The organism is Sphingosinithalassobacter sp. LHW66-3 (assembly GCF_050703275.1).
Lineage (GTDB): Bacteria > Pseudomonadota > Alphaproteobacteria > Sphingomonadales > Sphingomonadaceae > Sphingomonas.
This window is the reverse complement of record NZ_CP193482.1, coordinates 2,797,505-2,815,166: the sequence shown is the minus strand read 5'-3', so window position 1 is coordinate 2,815,166 and position 17,662 is coordinate 2,797,505. Positions and strand designations below refer to the sequence as shown.

At 66.8% G+C, this 17,662-nt stretch carries 10 protein-coding genes; 3 read left to right on the top strand and 7 right to left on the bottom strand.

Annotated features, from left to right (window positions below; genetic code table 11):
- Nucleotides 1-43 precede the first annotated feature (43 nt).
- The 3 genes from ACQ450_RS13780 to ACQ450_RS13770 form a co-directional block, all read right to left on the bottom strand.
- Nucleotides 44-1,537 (bottom strand): serine hydrolase domain-containing protein, encoded by a 1,494-nt coding sequence (locus ACQ450_RS13780; protein WP_188054278.1) that lies wholly within the window; start codon nt 1,535-1,537, stop codon nt 44-46.
- A gap of 66 nt (nt 1,538-1,603) precedes the next feature.
- Nucleotides 1,604-4,168, bottom strand: a complete 2,565-nt coding sequence (locus tag ACQ450_RS13775) for a TonB-dependent receptor plug domain-containing protein (protein ID WP_431469696.1) — start codon at nt 4,166-4,168, stop codon at nt 1,604-1,606.
- Between the two features lie 500 nt (nt 4,169-4,668).
- The gene (locus tag ACQ450_RS13770) at nt 4,669-5,748 is read right to left on the bottom strand and encodes a dipeptidase (RefSeq protein ID WP_431469695.1); all 1,080 of its coding nucleotides are present in this window, start codon (nt 5,746-5,748) and stop codon (nt 4,669-4,671) included.
- Nucleotides 5,749-6,067: 319 nt separating this feature from the next.
- Here ACQ450_RS13770 and ACQ450_RS13765 point away from each other — a divergent pair, with 319 nt between their 5' ends.
- Entirely contained in the window at nt 6,068-7,096 is a 1,029-nt protein-coding gene (locus ACQ450_RS13765; protein ID WP_431469694.1) for a dipeptide epimerase, read from the top strand.
- On the top strand, nt 7,093-8,721 hold the full coding sequence (locus tag ACQ450_RS13760; RefSeq protein ID WP_431469693.1) for an N-acyl-D-amino-acid deacylase family protein: 1,629 nt from the start codon (nt 7,093-7,095) through the stop codon (nt 8,719-8,721). Before ACQ450_RS13765 ends, ACQ450_RS13760 begins: the two co-directional genes overlap by 4 nt.
- A 49-nt stretch (nt 8,722-8,770) precedes the next feature.
- Here ACQ450_RS13760 and ACQ450_RS13755 read toward each other — a convergent pair whose 3' ends face one another.
- The 4 genes from ACQ450_RS13755 to ACQ450_RS13740 form a co-directional block, all read right to left on the bottom strand.
- Complete coding sequence (locus ACQ450_RS13755) at nt 8,771-10,336, bottom strand: serine hydrolase (protein WP_431469692.1); 1,566 nt, start codon at nt 10,334-10,336, stop codon at nt 8,771-8,773.
- Nucleotides 10,333-11,451 (bottom strand): YkvI family membrane protein, encoded by a 1,119-nt coding sequence (locus tag ACQ450_RS13750; protein ID WP_188054273.1) that lies wholly within the window; start codon nt 11,449-11,451, stop codon nt 10,333-10,335. Before ACQ450_RS13750 ends, ACQ450_RS13755 begins: the two co-directional genes overlap by 4 nt.
- Nucleotides 11,448-12,464 carry a DUF1611 domain-containing protein gene (locus ACQ450_RS13745; RefSeq protein WP_431471235.1) on the bottom strand — a complete coding sequence of 339 codons (1,017 nt, stop codon included), beginning with the start codon at nt 12,462-12,464 and terminating at the stop codon, nt 11,448-11,450. Before ACQ450_RS13745 ends, ACQ450_RS13750 begins: the two co-directional genes overlap by 4 nt.
- A gap of 238 nt (nt 12,465-12,702) precedes the next feature.
- Nucleotides 12,703-14,709, bottom strand: a complete 2,007-nt coding sequence (locus ACQ450_RS13740) for a serine hydrolase domain-containing protein (protein ID WP_431469691.1) — start codon at nt 14,707-14,709, stop codon at nt 12,703-12,705.
- A 758-nt stretch (nt 14,710-15,467) separates the two neighbouring features.
- Here ACQ450_RS13740 and ACQ450_RS13735 point away from each other — a divergent pair.
- Entirely contained in the window at nt 15,468-17,645 is a 2,178-nt protein-coding gene (locus ACQ450_RS13735) for a TonB-dependent receptor (RefSeq protein WP_431469690.1), read from the top strand.
- The last annotated feature ends 17 nt before the right edge of the window (nt 17,646-17,662 follow it).

Below are 17,662 nucleotides of genomic sequence, written 5' to 3'. Positions count from 1 at the left end.
CCGGACCTGCAGGACGCGCCGCTCGAACCCGAAGTCCGCGGCGTCAGGGAATCAGGCGGTAGAGCGTGTAGGGCTGCGCCTCGAACGAGAAGCGCGTGTCGCCGCCCTCGCCATAGAATTGCAGCAGGCCGAGCGGTCCATAGGGGCTCGTCGCCGCACTGCTCTGCTGGAAGACGCGCGGCCCCACCTGCTCCCAGCGGACCGTCTCGCCATTCAGCGTCATCACCAGCCCATGCTCGCCGTCGCGCCGGACCTGGATCAGGCTCGCGGGATCGAGTCGGTAGCTGGTGTAGGAGCGTCGGTTGGTGCGATAGGTGCCTTCCACCAACTCGGCGGGCGCCCCGGTCCACAGCGGCAGCCGCTCGGTCGGAAACAGGCGCTCGGTCACCAACGCCGTCAGCTCCGAACGCGCCAGCGAGGAGCCGTCGCCGCCGGTGGTGGAGATGAAGAAGCCGACGTTCGCCTCGGGCGCGAGCACCAGGTTCGAATGGAACTCCCCGGTATTCCCGCCGTGCCAGACGATCCGCGGGTTCGAGACGCGACCCTCCAGGAACCCATGGGCAAGACCCGGCAGGCCCGGCGAATTGGCCGCCAGCCGGGTCCGCATCTGCTGCGCGGTTTCGGGGCGCAGGATACGCGTGCCGTCGATCTGCCCATCCTGCAGATGAGCGATCATGAAGCGCGCCATGTCGGCGCCCGGCGCGGACATCGATCCGGCAGGCGCGATGTTGCGAATCATTTCAGGCGGCTGGGCGACGAACCGGCCGTCCTTCCATTCATAGCCGACCGCCGCATCGCCTTCCCAGCCGCTCGGCAGCGGCTCGCGGAAGGTGCTGCGGGTCATGCCCAGCGGCTGGAAGATGTGCCGGTCGACATAGTCGAAGAAGTCTTCGCCCGATACGCGCTCGACGATATAGCCGGCGATCGCGCTGCCATAGTTGGAGTAGGAGATTTCCTGGCCGGGCGGCCGCACCCGCGCCGGAATGTGCGACGCCAGCCAGGGGCCGAGCGGCCGATATTCGTCCGGCGAGCTGACGAACATGTCGGCATAGCCGTCCTCGAACCCGGGCGTGTGATCGAGCAGGTCGCGGACGCGGATCTTCTGCGGAAACGTGTCGGGAATGGTGAAGTCGAGATAGCGGTCGATCGGCGCATCGAGGTCGACCTTGCCCTGCTCGACCAGCTGCATCAGCGCCGTCCAGGTGAACAGCTTCGAGACCGAGCCGGGCCGGAACAGCGTCCGCGCCGGATCGACCGGCCGGCGCGCCTCGACATCGGCATAGCCATAGCCCTTCTGGAACACGACTTCGCCGTCGGCGACGAGCACGAACACCGCGCCCGCGATCTCGCGATTGGCGATTCCCATCGCCATTGCGCCATCCACGAATGCCTCGAGCTCGCCGACGCGGGTTTCCAGCGTGGTGGTCGCCTCGGCACGAGGCAACTGCACGGTCTGCGCGTGGACCGCCGGTGCGGCGGTCGCCAGCAGCAGGGCAGTGAACAGCACGGCGCCTTTGCGTTTCGGGACCAGAGTCATGCCTCCCCCTTCTTCTTCTGTCGAACGGAAGCGGCGGGAGGCCTTGAACGCTCCCGCCGCCAATGGTCAGAACTTCACCTTGGTGCCGACCTGGAAAAAGCGGCCGATGCCTTCGTAATGGGCGTTGGCCGTCGTCGTGACCAGCGGCGGATCGACGTCGAAGACGTTGCGGACGTTGCCGAACAGCTCGAACCGGTCCCAGACGCGGAACTGAACGCCCAGGTCGACATAGGTGCGTGCCTCGATGTCGCCGTTGATGATGTTCTGCTGGCTGTCGAACTGGCCGCCGCCCACATAGCGCACCCGGGTGTCGATCCCGAAGCTGTCGCTCTGATAGCCGGCGCTGAACGTACCGCGCCAGTGCGGTACGCCGTCGATTACCGGATCGCCGACGTCGCCCGCCACGTCGCGGCGGGTGAAGCCGGTTTCGAACACCAGCGAGTCGACATAGGTCGCCAGCGCGCGGAAGCGCAGCGTTCCCGCCTCCCCGTCGATCAACGCGAGCGGCAGCTGATAGGCCGCCTCGATATCGACTCCGTTCGTCTGGAACCGCGCGATGTTCTGGGCAAAGGCATAGACGGTGTCGATCGTGCCGGTCGCATCGCGTACGACGCGGGCACAGGCACCCGCGTCGCCCTGCGCGCAGGCTGCGGTGACATCCGAGGCGCTCGGGGTCGTGATCGCATTGCCGATCTTGATGTCGTAGTAGTCGACCGAGACGCTGAGCCCGCGCAGGAAGCTGGGGGAGATCGAGCCGCCCACCGTCCAGGTCTCGCTGACTTCGGGTACGAGATCCTGATTGCCTCCGCTCAGGATCGTCGCGGTCGGGTTCGGATTATAACCGGGGACGGCGTCCCTCCCCGCGCTGTCGAGATCGACGACCGGACGCACGTTGATCGAGCTCACCGAAAAGAGGTTGCCGATGCTGGGTGCGCGGATGTCGCGCGAGCGCGTGGCGCGGAGCAGAATGTCGTCGAACAGCCGGGCAGTGCCGCCCAGTTTCCACGACCAGATGCCGCCGCTCAGGCTATAGTCCGAATAGCGCGCCGCACCGTTCAGATCGAGTTCGACCGCCTGGGTGTCGAGCAGCGGAACCAGCGCTTCGACGAAGCCTTCCTGTACGTCGAACCCGCCCTGCGTCGGCACGGTGAACACCGCCAGCCCGAACACACCGGCCTCGTCGAGCGGGCCGTTCGACTGTTCCTGCTCCTCCCAACGTGCCTCGGCACCCACGGCGATCGTGACCGGGCCCGCCCACAGCGAGAACAGATCGCCCTGCAGCCGAATCGCGGCCGAATCGAGTTTCGTCGTCCCCGCGAGATATTGCGTGCCGCTCACATATTCCATCGCCTCGGGCGAGGCGGCGCGGATCCCGAACGGATTGAACGCCACGCACGCCGGATCGTCGTTGGTCGGGTCCGCATCGGCATTCACCGCGCAGACGATCTGTCCGCCGACCTCGACCGCATCGATCGCCCGCGCGAAATTTTCGGGGATCGACGAATTGAAGAAGCGCTGGACGCTGTCGACTTCGCCATGGCTGAAGTGCGCGTCATATTCCCAGCCGTTGCCGAAGCTGCCTTCGATGCCGACCGCGAATTCCTTCGTCTCGCGTTCCGCGTCGAACGTCATGAAGAAGGTGTCGGTGAACAGCCGCCCGATCGTAAGGCTCGTCTCCCCCGCCCCGGCGAGCTGCGCCTGGATCGTCGGCGAAAGGAACGGGTTGCTCGCCGACACCGCGAAGACCGGCGACGAAAAATCCGGGAAGAAGGGCTGAGTCGTTTCGGCGCGGCCATAAACCGCATCGGCCCAGACAGTGACATTCTCACCGATGTCGTAGCTGGCGCGTGCATAGGCGCTCACGCGCTCGAGCGGGCTTGCGACCCACAGCAGATCATAGAGGCTGAAATAATCCTCCTCGGTCGCGGCACGGAGCGAGCCGTCGGCATTGAACAGCTGCCCCGCGAGCGACCCGGCCAGGATCGTGCCCTGGCGCGTGATCGGCGCCAGATCGTTCACGTCCGGCTGCAGCTCGAAGCGCCCGCCGCCCAGGTTGACGTTGCCTGCGCCCAGCCACGGACGCTCGGCACGTCCCTCCGGCGATATTCCTTCGTCGTTCACATATTCCGCGCCGATCATGAAATGCCCGCGGCCACCGGCGAACTGCGTTCCGAACGAACCATCAAACCCATAGCGGAAGCCGTCGCCGCGCGACGAGATGCCGCTTTGGGCACCCAGCGTCAGGCCGTCCAGATCGTCGTTCAGGATGATGTTGACGACACCCGCGACCGCGCCCGAGCCCCAGGCTGCCGATGCGCCACCGGTCACCAGCTCGACTCGCTGAACCAGGTTCGTCGGCACGAAGTTGAGATTGTTGTCGCCGACGAAGCGACGGCCGTTGACCAGCGTCAGGGTGCGTGCGCTGCCCAGGCCACGTAGATCGACCGGCGCGGTGCCGCTCGAGGTGTTGCCGATCGTGCCGGTGGGCGAGACTGAGTTGCGGATCTGCGGCTGCTCGTTGAGCACCTGCTGCAGGTTCGGGGCCGTTGCGAGCCGGATTTCTGCATCGCCGATCACGGTGGTCGGGGTGGGCTGGTCGAAACCGGCCCGCTCGATGCGCGATCCGGTCACGACGATCGCTTCGGCCTCGGGCTGCGGCGTCCTGCTCGGAGGCGCCGTCTGATCCGAGGCCGGTTCCGGCGTCGACTGAGCGAAAGCCGGTCCGGCGACAGCCAGAGCAAGAGCTCCAACGGAAGCCGACAAGGCCGTGCGAACTGCGATCTTTCGTTCAAGCATGATTTCTTCCCCGATGAAGTTCTGCGTCGAGCCCCCAGAAGCACTGGCCGCCGGTACAGACACCGCGACGGCATGATTTGATCGACGTCGGCGCATTTGCCGATCGCGATCTAGTTAACCTGAATGGGACGGTTGCACTCGGTTTGGAGAATGTCAATCATGTTACGGAACAAAGAATCCGATTGTGACATCTCTGCCGTGACACATGCCGCGGGTGGCCGAGCGGCACGCGAAGAACCGCGCCGCTCCCGCCGAAAGCAGGCGACGGCACGCACGTCCGCGTCCCACGTACAGCGCCTCCACGGCGGCGGCACACCCGCGCCGTCGAAGCGCCCCTATTTCCAGGTCGCCCGCAGGAGTCGCGCGAAATTGCCGCCGAGGATCAGTTCGATGTCCGCATCCGAATGGTTGCGGCGGATCAGCTCCTCGGTAAGATCGTAGAATTTGCGCGGATGATCGAACCCGTCGACGTCGATCTTCGCGCGGAATGCGTAACTTTCCTTGTACGCATTGCGCAGCATCGTGTTCTGGTCCGCAGGCATGTCGTCATAGCCGTTCAAGTCGCTGTCGGTACCGATCCCGACATGCTCGATCCCCACCAGCCGCGCGACATGTTCGATGTGATCGACATAATGCGCAACGGTCGTGGGATCGCGATCGCGGATGAAGTTGCGCACGCCCGTGATGCCCATCACGCCGCCTTTCGCCGCCAGCTTCACGATCATCTCGTCGGTCTTGTTGCGCGGATGGGCGTTGAGCGCGCGGCAGTTGCTGTGGGTATAGGCGATCGGACGCGGCGAAAGCTCGACTGCGTCCAGCGTCGTGCGGTCGCCTGAATGGGACACGTCGATCAGCATGCCTGCCTCGTTCATCGCGTTGATGATCGCCACGCCGAAGTCGCTGATCCCGGCATCGACTCGCTCGGTGCTGCCGGTGCCGATACGGTTCATGCTGTTGTAGGTAAGCTGGGCACAGCGCAGCCCCAGCTGGTAGAAATAGTTCACATCCTCGACGCGCTCGAACTGATCGGCATTCTGCAGGCCCATGATCATGCCCACCTTGCCTTCGGCCTTGGCCCGCTCGAGGTCGCTGACCAGCCCCACGAGCGAAAACACGTCCGAGTTGCGCCCGGCATAGCCCTGCCACGCCGCCAGGAATTCAAGCGCCTGCTCCTTCGAACCCGGGCCGCCGATGCCGACCGCATTGTGGATGCCCGTCACGCCGGAGGCGCGAAACTCCGCTTTCTGCTCCTCGGTCATCGGATCGGCGTAGACGTCGGGCCGAAAGTCGATCTTGGGAATCGCCAGCATGTCGAGGACCATTGCGTGCTCGACCAGCGCGATCGCGCGCGCCGAATAGGTCGTTTGAGTCGCACCCAGGCTGTAATATCCCCGATTGATCATCGGAAAGGACATCAAGGCGCCTGCGCCGGCCGCCTTCAGAACGTCGCGCCTCCCCGGCTTGCGATCCATTCCCATCGGTACTCCCTCCCTCGACGCGACTCTTCGCTGCCCAGGAGTGTTTATCCCAATCGGAAACTTGTCAACGCTGCGGAGAATTTTGCCAAATCGCCCCGCGCGCTTCGGCGCGGTGCGCGACCCGCTGACGATTGCAATTCCTCGGACTTTACCGAGCCGAACATCAGCAATCGATGCAAGGATCTGCCGATGCCATGCTTGACTCGAAAGCCCCAGCAGGAAACTATGTCCTGATTGGAAAATGGAGTGCAGCGCGATGGGCCGAATGACGCTCGAATATGCAGTCGAGAAGTTCCCCTACAAGGCTCCGTTTCGTATCTCGGGCTATCTCTTCGACTCCTCCGAACTCGTCACGGTCACGCTGCGCGACGGTGCGCACCGGGGGCGCGGCGAGGGTGCCGGCGTCTATTATCTGCAGGATGATGTCGCCAATATGGTGGCCGAGCTCGACGCCCATCGCGGCGCGATCGAAGCAGGGCTGAGCCGCGAGGAGCTGCGCGAGGCGATGCCGCCGGGCGGCGCCCGTAACGCAGTCGATTGCGCGCTCTGGGAGCTCGAGGCGGACCGCGCCGGCGTGCCCGTGTGGAAGCTGGCTGGATTCCAGTCCCCCTATCCGCTCGTCTCCACTTTCACGCTCGGCGCGGACGATCCGGCCGCGATGGCGGAGGCGGCGCGCGGCTATACGGTGGCGCATGCGCTCAAGCTGAAGCTCACCGGCGATCTCGATCTCGACGGCGAGCGGGTCCGCGCCGTCCGGGCGGCACGGCCCGACGCCTGGCTGGGGGTCGATGCGAATCAGGGCTTCACCGGCGACCAGCTCGATCCGCTCGTCGCAACGCTCGTCGAGGCGCGCGTCGAGCTGCTCGAACAGCCCGTGCGGCGCGGCGCCGAGCACGAGCTTGACGGATTCAAGTCGCCGATCCCCGTTGCCGCCGATGAAAGCGTGCTCACGCTCGACGATCTGGCGACGCTCCCCGGCCGGTTCGGCGCGTTCAACATCAAGCTCGACAAGTGCGGCGGCCTCACCGAGGCGCTGATGATGCTCGAGGCGGGCAAGCGGCTCGGGCTCGACGCGATGGTCGGCAACATGATGGGCAGCAGCCTGTCGATGGCGCCGTCGTTCCTCGTCGCCCAGCGCTGCCGCTACGTCGATCTCGACGGCCCCACCTTCCTCGCCCGCGATCGCCAGCCCGGCGTCGTCTATCGCGACGGGAAAGTGTGGTGCGGCGACACGGTCTGGGGGCCGCAAAAGCTGGCCGCGCATGCAGGGGAGACGCACCTATGAGACGCTTTGCCGCACTGATCGTCGCCGGGATGCTGTCCGGCGCCGCGCCCGCGCCCGTGCAGGACGCGGCCGACTATGACATCGTCATCCGCAACGGCCATGTCCTAGACGGTGCCGGCAATCCCTGGGTCAGCGCCGATGTCGCGATCGACGACGGGCGTATCGTCGCGATGGGCGCGGTGCCGGGTCGCGGCGAGACCGAGATCGACGCCACCGGCCGCTATGTCGCGCCGGGCTTCATCGACATGCTCGACCAGTCGGGCCACGCCCTGCTGCGCGACGGCAGCGCGGCAAACAAGCTGCGCATGGGCGTGACCACGCTGATTGCCGGCGAAGGCGGCACCGCCGTTCCCGCGGACGAAGTCACCGGCTATTTCCGGCAGCTCGAGACGCAGGGCATCGCCGTCAATTTCGGCACCTATTATTCGGCGACCCAAGCGCGGATGAAGGCGATGGGCGATTCCGCCGGCGCGCCCACGCCCGAGCAGATGGCGGTGATGGAGGCCGAGGTCGCGACTGCGATGCGCGCCGGCGCCTTTGGCGTCTCGACTGCACTGATCTATCCGCCTGCGACCTTTCACGCGCAGCAGGATCTGGTGCGCCTCGCCAGTATCGCCGGCCGCTGCGGCGGAACCTATGCCACCCATATGCGCGACGAGAGCAGCGAATTGCTCGCCGCGATCGGCGAAGCGATCGAGATCGGCGAGCGCAGCGGCGCGAAGGTCGAGATCTTCCATCTCAAGGCCGCCTATGCGCCGCTCTGGGGCCAGCTCATGCCGCAGGCGATCGAACTGATCGAAAGCGCCCGCGCGCGCGGTGTCGATGTCGCGGCGAACATGTATCCCTATCGCGCCGGCGGCACCGGCCTGTCGCCGACGGTGCCGACTCATCTTTACGAACAGGGCCGCGACGCCGCGCACGAGGCGCTGCGCGACCCGCTGGTCCGCGCCCGCCTCAAGGGCGAGCTCGCCGCCGGTCCCCAGCCCAACTGGTCGAATCTCGTCCACGCTTCGGGCGGCTGGGACAATGTCGTGCTCGCCAGCGCACATGTGCCCGAAATGCGCCAGTATGAAGGGCAGAGCTTCGCCGCGATCGGTGCCGCGCTCGGCCGTGATCCGGCCGACGTCGCCTGGGATACGATGCTGGCCGCGCTGCCGCAGCGGGCGAGCGCGCTCTATTTCATGATGCGCCAGGACGACATTGATCTGGCGATGCGCCAGCCCTGGGTCAGCATCGGCACCGATGCCGCCGCCTCGGTCCCCGCGATGGAAAGCGATCCGGTGGGGCTCACCCATCCGCGCTCCTACGGCACTTTCCCCCGCATCCTCGGCGATTATGTTCGCGAGCGCGGCGTGCTCACGCTCGCCGAGGCGGTCCGCAAGATGACGTCGCTCCCCGCGATGCGCATGGGACTTTCGGATCGCGGCGTCCTGCGCGCCGGGCTTCGCGCCGACGTGGTGATCTTCGACGCCGATCGCGTGATCGATCACGCCACCTATGCCGATCCCACCGCCAGCCCCGAAGGCATCGAGGCAGTGATCGTCAACGGCGTGCTCGCACTGCGCGACGGCGAACCCACCGGCACGCGCAGCGGCATTGTCCTGCGCCACCGCTGCGAGATTTAAGGTCCGCGAGAAACTGCCGGGGGTGCGTGTGCGCCCCCGGCAATGCAGTTCACTCGGCGGCGGGCCGGAACAGCAAGTGCTGATAATCCCAGCTGAAGTCCGCCAGCGGCGATACCGGCTTCATCGTCACGCGCTCGACCTTGCCGTCGGCATCGAGCGCGAAGGTGACATAGGCCGGCTCGATCCCCGGATCGGTGAAACGCGTGACGAACGTGTCATACTGCCAATGCTCCAGCCGGCCGCCCATGTTCGGCGTCGACTTGAAGTCGATCGTCAGCCCGTCGCCCGAACGCGCCACTTCGATGTCGCCGTACCAGGCGTCGCTATACGTACCGGCGTAGCGGTCGAGCGCGAGCGACGGGCCGACCTCGGCCGGTTGCGCCTCGGCGCTTTCCAGCTGCGCGACTGCCGCCGCGATCCGCTGCTGCTTCATCTCGGCCAGCTTCTCGGGCCAGTCGCCGCGCGGCTTGTCGAGATAATGGTCGAGCAGTTCGTAGAAGAGGCCGCGAACCAGCTCGCCTTCCTCGCTGTTCACGGTGATCGAGAAACCGACATTCTCCTCCGGGATCATCGCCACCATCGTCAGCGATCCGAACACCGCGCCGCCATGCGAGACGATCTTCGCGCCGCGATATTCCTGCACGCTCCAGCCGAGCGCATAGGTGGAGAACATCGGATCGAGCACCGCCATTGGTCCCGAGGAGCTGCGGGTCGGCAGCAGCACCACCGGGTCCCACATTTCGCGGCCGGCTTCCTCGCTGAACACCCGCCCCTCGCCGTTCGGCAAGGCGCCATGGGCGAGCTGGATCTTCAGCCATTGCGCCAGTTCGTTCGCGCTGCTGGCGATGCCGCCGGCGGGGGCTGAGCTCGGAGCCAGGCTTTCGCGCTCGTCGAGGATCCGGAGCGTGCCGATGCCGCGGATCGGCCCGCCCAGCCGCGCATGCGCCTGCGCGCGATCGGGCGTGGCGAGCCGCGCCGGCTCGTTGCTGGTCGATCGCAGCATCCCTGCCGGGCGCAGGAGATGCTCGACGACATAGTCCTCCCAGCGTTGGCCGGTCACTTCCTCGATCAGCTGGCCCGCGACCATGTAGAGGACGTTGTCATAGGCATAGCCGCTGCGGAAACTGGTCGCCGGTGCGATATGGCGCAGCCGCCGCACCGCTTCGGCGCGCGGGATGTTCGAACGCGGCACGAACAGCAGATCGCCCGCGCCGAGGCCCAGGCCGCTGCGATGGACGAGCAGGTCGCGCACCGTGATCTCGCGCGTCACCCACGGATCGTACATCTGGAATTCGGGGAAATGCTCGATGACCGGATCGTCCCAGTCGAGCCGGCCCTCGTCCACCAGCGTCGCCAGCGCGGCGGCAGTGAATGCCTTGCTCGCCGATCCGATCAGGAACAGCGTATCCGCGGTCACCGGTTCGTTGCCGCCCGCGGCGCGCACCCCCCAGCCGCGCGCCAGCACCGTCTCGCCATCCTCGACGATCGCGATGGCGACGCCGGGCACGTCGAGCTGCTGCCGCAGCGCCTCGACCCGCGCTTCGAAACCGGCCGGCGGATCGGCGAGCGCCGGGCTGGCGGCAAAGCACAGGCACAACAGGATCAGCCGTTTCATAGGTCCTCCACGGATCGACGGGGGGAGTCGCGCACGATCCGCACCACGCCGATCGTGAGCAGCGGCAGCACGTATACCGCCAGAAACATCCAGGCGAGCGCGCGATAGCCGTTGGCGATCAGCGCCACGAGCCCGAAGCGGTCGGCCAGCAGCATGCACCCGATCAGCAGCACCGCGGCGATGCCGAGCCGCGCCTGCACCGACAGCGAAGTGCCGCGCCGCTGCTCCACCACATGCGACACGCGCTCGTTGATCGCATGCACCACGCCGACTCCGCTTTCGAGCAGCGCGGCGAAGATCATCGCCTGAAACACCAGGTGAAAGGCCGGAACGCCGAGCTGGCCGAGCAGAAAGTCCGACGGCAGCGTCTCGTCGCCGATCGCGGGATAATAGGCGATCATGCAGATGTAGAATGCCAGCGCCGGCCACATCGCCATCGGCCCGGCGATCGCGCCGGCGATCACTGCGTCGCGGTTGCTGGTGAAATGGCGCACCACCGGCAGGATCACGACCGCGGCGACGATATTGTAGCTGGCATAGGTGACGCCGTTCGCGAACCAGTTGGTCGCCGGCACCGGCTGGGCGAACCCTTCCGCGATGCGCCCGCCGAAGCGGCTCACCGCCAGCACCAGGAACAGCGCATAGGTCGCGTAGATCCCGATCGAGAGATATTTGAACATCCGCTCGACCGAGTCATTGCCGAACATCGAAATGACGGCGATGCACCCCATCAGTGCCAGCGTCCCGCCGATCGTCGGCCAGCCGAGCGCCGATTCGCCCAGCGCGCCCGCCGCGGCGCCGAACACCGCGAGGATCAGGATCACGAACAGCAGATAGGCGACTTCGAACAGCGGCGCCGCCGGCCCGAGCAGCGCCTTGAAGAAGCTGCGATAGTCGAGCGCGGCGATGCGGCGGGCGAAGAGGAAGGTGAGCGCCGTCACCAGGCTCCAGATCGCCATCGCCAGCAGGATCGCCGCCACGCCGCCCCAGGGCCCGCTCGGCAGGAAGAATTCGGCGAGTTCGCGCCCCGTCGCATAGCCTCCGCCGATCACCACCGCCTTCAGAGCGAAGCTCGGAAGCAGGAAGCGCTGAAAGGCGGAGGGGCGATGGCTCATGCGAGACAGGAATCGAGCAGCGCGTCGAACGCAGGGCCGCGGCGGATCGGATCGGCCGCCGGGAGCCCCAGCCGGTCGCTCTCGGCCGCGATCAGCGCGTCGGCCTCGCCGGGCGAGAGGTGCGCGGTGTTGAGCGACACCCCGCCGCAGCGGATCGCCGGATTGGTCAGCCGCCCCAGCGCGACGGTCTGTTCGATCACTGCCTCGATCGGCGGCACCGCAAAGGCCTCCATCCCCAGCATCTGCTCCCGCCCGGGCTGGTGGCATACCACGAACACATCGGGCTGGCTGCCGTGCAGCAGCGCCAGCGACACGCCGGCGAACGACGGGTGGAACAGCGACCCCTGGCCTTCGATCACATCCCAATGATCGGCCGCGGCGTCCGGGCTCAGCTGCTCGGCCGCACCGGCCGCGAAGTCCGCCACCACCGCGTCCATGGGGATGCCGCTGCCGGCGATCAGGATGCCGGTCTGGCCGCTCGCGCGGAAATCGGCGGCCACGCCGCGGTCGGCAAGGCCCCTGGCGATCGCCAGCGCGGCATATTTCTTGCCCAGCGCGCAATCGGTGCCCACCGTCAGGATGCGCTTGCCGCTGCGCTTGCGGCCGGTCGCGATCGGAAGGTCGGTCGGCGCCCGGCGCACGTCGATCAGCCGCCGGCCCAGCCGCGTCGCCGCCGCATTCACTTCGGGAATGTCGGCCAGCCGCGAGTGCATGCCGGCGATGATATCGAGTCCCGCCTCGAGCGCCTCGACGAGCGGCGGCAGCCACGAGCGGGGAATCACGCCGCCGATGTTGGCGACGCCGATCACCAGCGCCCGCGCGCCCTGTGCATAGGCTTCGCGCGGCGTCATCGCCGGAAGTCCTGTCGAAACCGTCCCTCCCGGCAGCGCGAATTCGCCGACGCAGCGGTCGCTCGCCCAGTCGCGCAGCCCGAACGCGGTCTTGGCGAATCCGGGCGAAGTCACATCGCCCAGGAACAGCAGATAGGGCGTCGGCAGCGTGCCGGCCGCCATCGGCTCCGCCTCGGTCTCGGTCCAGCGCTCGGCGCGCTCGGCTTTTGCAATGCTCATCGCGGCGCCTCGTCGGTTGGGTGCATGTTCATCTCCGCATCGCCGCTCCCGGAAACCGATGGGCCCGCAGCAACTTCTCTATGCGGAAACAATATGTCCTGAACGGAGAATGTCAATCGCCCTCGGCTCATTGCGCAAGCCGCCGGAGCGGTGCGCGCGGCCGGTCGCCGCGCGCACCGGCTCAGAACTGGACCGAGAAGGCCAGCAGGTTGAACTGGAGCGCGATCCACAGCAGCACCAGCGCCGCAATCAGCAGACAGATGCTCCACAGCCTCGCGGTCCAGCGCCGCTTCGCATGGAACGCCACCCAGACGTTCCAGGCCATCACGCCGGTTCCGCCGACGAACGCGATCAGGCCGGCGATCTGGAGCAGCCACAGCCACGGGTCCATCGCCGAGCTGAACAGCGTCAGGTCCGAACTCATCGCGCTGATCGCCCAGATCCAGCCGAGGAACACCGCCAGGATCAGCAGTGCGAACAGCCGCGACAGCCGATGTGCCAGCAGCACGCGCCCGGTGAGCCCCAGCGGCGCGCGATAATAGCGGCGGACGAGCGCGCGGATCGGCCACAGCAGCACCGTCAGCGCGAGCACCGCGAGCGCGAAATAGAGCGCCGGCAGCAGCCAGCTCGCAGAGACGGACGCGGGCACGCGGTCGAACACGGTGAACGGCGCCCACGAGCCCACCGCGACGCGCACGACCTTGCCGTCCACCACCTTGGCCGCCAGCACCTCGTGGCTGTTCCGGTCCTTCCAGACGAAAGGCTCCACCTCGACCCATTGGCGCGGCTGGCCGTCCTCGCCTTGCAGGAACGGGATCACCAGCCCGCCCTCGCCGTCGGGGGCGATGGTCACCTGGCTCAGCAACCCGCCGATCGCCATGAAGCTGCTCGCGAACCGGCGCGACGGCTGCCAGTTGCCGGCCAGCATCCGCGCATGCTCGACGGCGGTTTCCTGGTCGACGCTAGTCGTGATCTCCGGCCCGGGGAAATAGCGGTCGGCGAATTCCTCGAATAGGATCGTCCGGATCGTGCCGGCGGCGCCGTCGCGGCCGGTGCTGTTCACCGACAGGAAGAAGCCGACATTCTCGTCCAGGAACAGGTGCAGCTCGCTGTGAAAGAACATCGTGTCGCCGCCGTGCGAAATCACGTCGCGGCCGTTGATGTCGCTTTCGTAAAAGCCGAGCTGCATGCGATTGAGCGGCGGCATCAGCGTGAGCGGCGTATCGTGCATCATGCGGGCGGTTTCCGCCTGCAGGATGCGGTTGCCGTTGAATTCGCCGTTCTGGAGATGCGCGATCATGAAGTTCGCCATGTCGTTGCCGGTCGACGACAGGCTTCCCGCGGGGGCCGGACCGACGATCTCGAACTCCTGCCCCTCGCCGCTGCCGAGCCGATAGCCGGTGGCCATCTGGCCCTGTAGCCGCTCGGGCAGCGGCTGCCGCATCGTCGAATTCTCCATGCCGAGCGGCGTGAAGATGTGGCGGTCGACGTAATCGTCGAACGGCTCGCCCGAGAGCCGCTGGACGATATAGCCGGCAAGCGCAGTCGCATAGTTGGAATAGGCCGGAGTCGTACCCGGCTCGAAGATCCGGTCGGGGATGTTGCTGGCGAGGAACGGGCCGAGCGGCTGGATGTCCTCGGCGTCGAAGAAGATCAGCCCCTTGCCCTGTTCCTCGAATCCCGCAGTGTGCGTCATGATCTGGCGCATCGTCACCGGCCGGCCGTGCTTCGCGGGAATCTCGAAGTCGAGATACTGGTTCACATCGGCGTCGAGATCGATCTTGCCCTGTTCGACGAGCTGCATCACTGCCGTCCAGGTGAAGAGCTTCGAAACCGATCCGGGGCGGAACAGCGTGCTCGCCGGATCGACCGGCGTGCGATCCTCGACGTCGGCATAGCCATAGCCGCGGCTGGTGAGCACCTGCCCGTCCTTCACCACCACGATCACAGCCCCGGCAAGATCGCCGGTGCGCAGTGCATAGGGCACCATTCCGTCGAGCCAGGCGTCGAGATCCTGCCGCGTCAGTGCTTCGCCGGCGCCGGGCGAGGGAAGATCAGGCGCCGGCGAAACGCCTTGCGTAGCCGGAGCGGGCACTGTCGGCGGCGTCAGCGAGTCCTGCGCAACGCCCACGCCGACGCCCGCGAGCAGGATCAGCATGGTGGTGATGAAAAGCTTGCGAAGTCCCACGGTAACTCCCCCTCCGATCGTGCCTGGGCGTTTCGGCAACGGCCCAACCTGTCGCATTGCTATCCCGAAATGAAATCTTGATCCCGATCAGAGAAATTGTCAACCGCGGCGGCGCGGCGCGCTCTTTCGGGGTGACGTGCGCGGCCCGGCGGGCACCACGTCGGCCGTCTCGGCCCGGCGGCATCGTGGAGCCCGTGCCTCGCCCACGCTGCCATTGATGGTCCGCCTGGCGACCCGCTCGCTTTTGGAGGCATTTCGCCACGGACAGCGAAGATTTCGCTGTCCTACAGGCGCCGATCACGCATATCGGGAGAGTCCCCACTCGGAGGACGTCCATGTCGCACGCCCGCTTCGGCCTCCCCCTTCGCACCGTTTCCGGAGCCGGAACGCGTGCGCGTCGGAACGGCGCCCACGTGCGCGCGAGGGCGCGCGAGGGCGCGCGCGTGCGCGTTGAGGTGCGACCTTTGTGCGACCTTCGGCGGTTTTCCGTGGTTTCCGCTCGGACCACGCACCGCAGGGCTCAGCGGCCGCCGGATCGGCCCGGGCTTGGCTCCTCGGTCTCCGTGCGCCTCGCGATCGTCGGCAGGCAGCAGGCACCGCGTGGGCGCGGTGGCACAATCCTCCACGATGCGATGGTATAACATGCTTGCCGCAGTTGCTCACGCGCGCTAACAGCACTCGCCCACGCCATAGTGCTCGGAACGATTCAGGGACGTTGTACCATATCGTTTCAGCGGTCCAAGATCATGGAGACTCACATGCGCACCCTCGGCCTGCTGCTCGCCTCCGCGGCATTCGTCGCGCCGCCGGCATTCGCTCAAACCAGCGGGCAGGATGCGCCAGCGCAGCAGCAGCGCGACGTCGTCCATGGCGAGCAATCGGAAGCGCTCGTCGTCACCGCGCCCTATGTACGCGATCTCGACGTGCTGGCCGGCACCACTGTCGTTTCGGGCGAGGAGCTGATCCGCGATATCCGCCCGCAGATCGGCGATACGCTCGTCAGCCAGCCCGGCGTTTCGGCCACGTCGTTCAGCCCCGGTGCCTCGCGCCCCGTCATCCGCGGGTTCCAAGGCGAGCGCGTGCGCGTGCTCACCGACGGCCTGGGCTCGCTCGACGTGTCGAACACCTCGACCGATCATGGGGTGACGATCGATCCGCTCACCGCCGAGCGGATCGAGATCCTGCGTGGCCCCGCCGTGCTGCTGTTCGGCAGTCAGGCGATCGGCGGCGCGGTCAATGTGATTGATCGCCGCATCCCGCGTGCCGCGCCCGAGAACGGCTTCCACGTCGATGCGATCGGCACGCTCGGTTCGGCGGCTGACGAGCGCAGCATCGGCGGCGCGGCGGACGTGTCGCTGACCCCTTCGATCGTGTTCCACGTCGACGGCAGCTATCGCAAGACCGACGATCTGCGCGTGGGCGGCTATGTCCTGTCGCCCGAGCTTCGCGCCGAGCAGCTCGAGATCGCCGAGGAAGAGGCGGAGGAAGGCCATCTCGACGAGGCCGAGGAAGCGCTCGAACTCGCCGACCAGCGCGGTCGCCTGCCCAACAGTGCCACCGAAACCTACACGCTGGGCACCGGCCTTGCGATCGTGAACGACGGCGGCAGCCTCGGTTTCTCGCTGGGCTATTACAACAGCGACTATGGCGTGCCCGCCCGCCCCGGGGCGCATCATCACCACGAGGAAGGTGAAGAGGAGCCCGAGGAAGAGGAAGGTCACGAGCACGGCGAGGAAGCCGTCACCATCGGCGTGGAGCAGTTCCGCGCCGACATGCGCGGCGAAGTGAACGTCGGCGGCAGCTTTCTCGATCAGATCCGCGTCCGCGTCGGTTTCGCCGACTATGAGCATACCGAGTTCGAAGGCGACGAAGTCGGCACCGTGTTCAATTCCGAGGCTTTCGAAGGGCGTCTCGAGCTTGTGCAGGCGGATCGCGGCAACTGGCGGGGCGTGATCGGCTTCCAGGGTTATACGCGCAACTTCTCGGCGATCGGCGCCGAAGCGTTCGTTCCGCCGAACACGACCGATCAGTACGGCATCTTCGCGCTGCAGGAGCTCGATTTCGGCGCGCTGGGGCTCGAATTCGCCGGCCGTTACGAGCACACGGGCGTACGGTCGAACAGCGTGGCGATCGGGCTCGAAGACGATCAGGAGATCATCGCCGTCGATCGCAACTTCGACGCTTTCTCGGGCGCGGTGAGCCTCACCTATGCAGTCGCGCCCGGCATCCGCATCGGCGCCACCGGCTCGCGCGCGGTGCGCGCGCCTTCGGCCGAGGAGCTGTTCTCGAACGGCCCGCACATTGCCACCCAGGCATTCGAAGTCGGCAATCCCTATTTCGATACCGAAAAGAGCTGGGGCGCCGAAGTATTCGCCCGCGGCGCCACCGGGCCGCTGACCTTCCAGATCAGCGCCTATGCCACCTGGTTCGACGATTATATCTATGAAGTCGACACCGGGCTGGAAGCCGACGAACTGCCGCTGTTCCAATATGCCCAAGCCGACGCGCGCTACTATGGCGCCGAAGGCGAAGTGACCGCACGGATCGTGAACAGCGAAAGCTTCGGCCTGACGGCGAATGTGGTCGCCGATTATGTGAATGCCGAGCTCACCGACAGCGATTCGCCGGTTCCGCGCATTCCGCCGCTGCGGGTGCTGGGCGGCCTGTCGGCCACGGCCGGCGCCTTCGGCGGCCGGGTCGAAGTCGAGCATGTCACCGAGCAGACCCGCGTCGCGGCGTTCGAGACGCCGACCGATGCGTTCACTTTCGTCAACGCCTCGGTCAACTGGCGCCCGTTCGCGCGCAGCGAAACGGTCCTGACGCTTTCGGCGAACAACATCTTCGATGTCGAGGCGCGTCGCCACGCGTCGTTCACCAAGGATTTCGTGCCGCTCGCCGGGCGCGACGTCCGCCTCGCGGCACGGATCAGCTTCTAAAGGGCGCGGGGCCGCAC